Source organism: Pseudoclavibacter sp. RFBG4 (assembly GCF_002931515.1).
Lineage (GTDB): Bacteria > Actinomycetota > Actinomycetes > Actinomycetales > Microbacteriaceae > Pseudoclavibacter.
Genome location: NZ_PSYC01000071.1, coordinates 1 through 2,547 on the forward strand (window position 1 = coordinate 1; position 2,547 = coordinate 2,547).

General features: G+C 72.7%; 3 protein-coding genes. All 3 read right to left on the reverse strand.

Going from position 1 to position 2,547, the window contains the following annotated elements:
* Positions 1-7 precede the first annotated feature (7 nt).
* Genes C5E10_RS18690 through C5E10_RS18700 form a run of 3 tightly spaced genes read right to left on the reverse strand, consistent with a single transcriptional unit; the run spans position 8 to position 2,390 of the window.
* Positions 8-361, reverse strand: coding sequence for a hypothetical protein (locus C5E10_RS18690; RefSeq protein WP_104332935.1), 354 nt, complete (start codon positions 359-361; stop codon positions 8-10).
* On the reverse strand, positions 358-1,122 hold the full coding sequence (locus tag C5E10_RS18695) for a class I SAM-dependent methyltransferase (protein ID WP_258071222.1): 765 nt from the start codon (positions 1,120-1,122) through the stop codon (positions 358-360). The genes C5E10_RS18690 and C5E10_RS18695 overlap by 4 nt, the downstream gene beginning before the upstream one ends.
* The gene (locus tag C5E10_RS18700; protein WP_104332936.1) at positions 1,119-2,390 is read right to left on the reverse strand and encodes a type III polyketide synthase; all 1,272 of its coding nucleotides are present in this window, start codon (positions 2,388-2,390) and stop codon (positions 1,119-1,121) included. Before C5E10_RS18700 ends, C5E10_RS18695 begins: the two co-directional genes overlap by 4 nt.
* Positions 2,391-2,547 lie beyond the last annotated feature (157 nt).

Sequence of the window (2,547 nt, forward strand, 5' to 3'; positions counted from 1 at the left end):
GGGCCAGTCAGCGGCGAGCGGATGTGCGGCTAGCGGATGCTCGCACCGCGAGCGCGTAGAAGGGTGCGGCCGCGAGCGCGATGGCGGGGTGCCGTCGGGAATGGGTGCCGGCGTACGGGATCGCGGCGAGCGGGAGCGCGGTCGGCAGCAGCAGCGCGCCGGCGCGGCGGCGATGCTCGTCGCGGCTCGTGAGCAGCGCGACGCCGGCGGCGAGCGTGAGCGCCGACGTGCAGATGTAGAGGGCGTGGTGGATCCAGTGCCAGCGGCCGGTGCGCACGACACCCGTCGCGACGCTCACGCCGAGGGCGCAGTTCGCGGCGTAGCTGGTCGTCGCGGCGACCAGCAGCGGGGGCACGTTCACGTCGCCGACGGTACACCGGCGGGCTGAGGCGAGCCCTGCGGCGTGAGCGTCTGGTCTCGGGTGAGCAGCAGCCGGTATGGGAACTCGCGCCGCACGGTCCATCCCTGCGGCGCGACCGCGCGAAGCTCGGGCGCCGTGTAGCTGCGACGGATGGAGAGCGTCCCGTCGAAGTGCACGAACGACCCGCGGTCGAGGGGCTTCGTCGCGACGCCGAACGCGGCGAGCGCGAGGCGTCCGCGCTCGATGTCGCTGTGCAGGGTGAGCGGGGCGAGGGCCGCGCTGTCGGCGAGGAGGCCGGTGAGCGCATCCGCGTCGAGGTGGTGCAGGAGGTGGTTGGACGTGACGATGTCGTAGCGCTCCCCCGCGGCGACGAGCTCGCTGCTCGAGGCCGCCCGGAAGTCGACGCCGCTCCCCGTGAGGCCGCGCGTCTCGACGAACTCGTGCGCACGCTCGTCTGGGTCGATGGCGGTCACCTCGAGGCGCAGCCCGTCGTGCGCGGCCCATCGGGCGAGTGCCAGTGGAATGTCGCCGCCCCCGAAGCCGATGTCCAGCAGTCTGGATGCGCGCGTCCGGTCGAGCACGGGCCGCACGTCGCGGAGGTACACGCGTCGCCAGCCCGCGACGAGCGCGTTGACGGCGCGGAACTGCCCGTACGTCGCGAAGAGGCGATCGCGGTCGCAATCGGGGTCGTCCATGAGCTCGAGTGACGTCGTATCGCGCGGGAGGGCGAGCGCCGAGGCGACCGCGCGGAGTGCGCTCACGCGCGCGTCCGCGTGAATCGTCCGACCTCGACCGTGAGTCCGGGACCGAACGCCATCGCGCAGAGCGCCTCCCCGCGGTCACGAACGCTGGGGCTCTCGATGCTCGGGCCCCCAGTGCTCGAGGCGCCGCTGGTCGGGTCGCCGTCGGTCGGATCGCCGACACTCGGGTCGCCGACGCTCGGGCCGCCGACGTCTGAGCCATCAACGCCCGTGCCGACGATGCTCGATTCGCCGCCGCTGGGGCCGCGCCTCGAGTCGCTGGCGTTCTCACCGAGCAGCCGTTCGAGGATGAACAGCACCGTCGCGCTCGACATGTTGCCGTGGTCGCGCAGCACGCCTCGTGACGGCGCGAGCTGCTCCTCGGTGAGGCCGAGGGCCTGCTCGACCTTGTCGAGGATGCTCCGCCCACCAGGGTGGATCGCCCACAGCGGCGTCTCGGCGGGCACGGTCGGCGCGAGCAGAGGAGCGACGACGTCTTCGATCGACGCCCCGATGATGCTCGGCACGTACCCCGAGAGGCGCATCCGGAACCCGCTGTCGCCGATGGTCCACGCCATCTCCGACTCGCCCTCGTCGGTGATGGTGCTCGCGAGGGCGTCGATGGTCAGGATGCGCGTGCCGGCCGGGGCGGGACGTGCCGTCACGAGGGCTGCCGCGGCCCCGTCGGCGAAGACCGAGGTTGCGACGATCTGCTCCGGGTCGTTCGAGCTCGTCAAGTGGATGGTGCACAGCTCGACGCACACGATGAGCACGACCGCGTCCGGGTCGGCTCTGGCGAAGGCATCCGCTGCGCGCAGCGCCGGGAAGGCGCCGTAGCAGCCCATGAAACCGAGGTGGAAGCGCTGCACGCGGGGCGACAGGCCGAGGCCGCGCACGAGCTCGTAGTCGGGGCCGGGCGCGTAGAAGCCCGTGCAGGAGACGGTGACGACGTGCGTGATGTCGCCGGTTTCGAGGCCGCTGCCGTCGAGCGCGGCACGGGCGGCGCCGAGCAGCAGCTCGGGCACGCGCTCGGCGTAGACCGCATTGCGGGCGCCGGTGGAGGCGTCCAGCACCAAGCCGTCGGCGACGAGCGCCGAGTCGGTGCCGCCTGCGAGCGCATCCACGACCGTGTGCCTCGTCTCGATCGCGGAGCCGTCGAAGGCCGCGCCGATGAGGCGCGCGCCGAGGCGGTTGATGCCGGGCTGGGCCGCGAAGAGGTCACGGGCCTTCGTCTGGGGCAGCTCGTTCGGGGGGACGGCAGTGCCGATGCTGCGGATGTGCACGCTCACGGCACGACCGTACGCCCCGCATCCTGAGAGCCCCCGCGAGTCGCCGCTCTCGCAGAAGACCGAGTGAACCTGAGCTCATCACTGCCCGACAAAGCCCCCTCGACGCGAGGCTCCTGAGGGCGAATCGCCGGGCAGCGATCCGGGGGCGGGAGGGTGC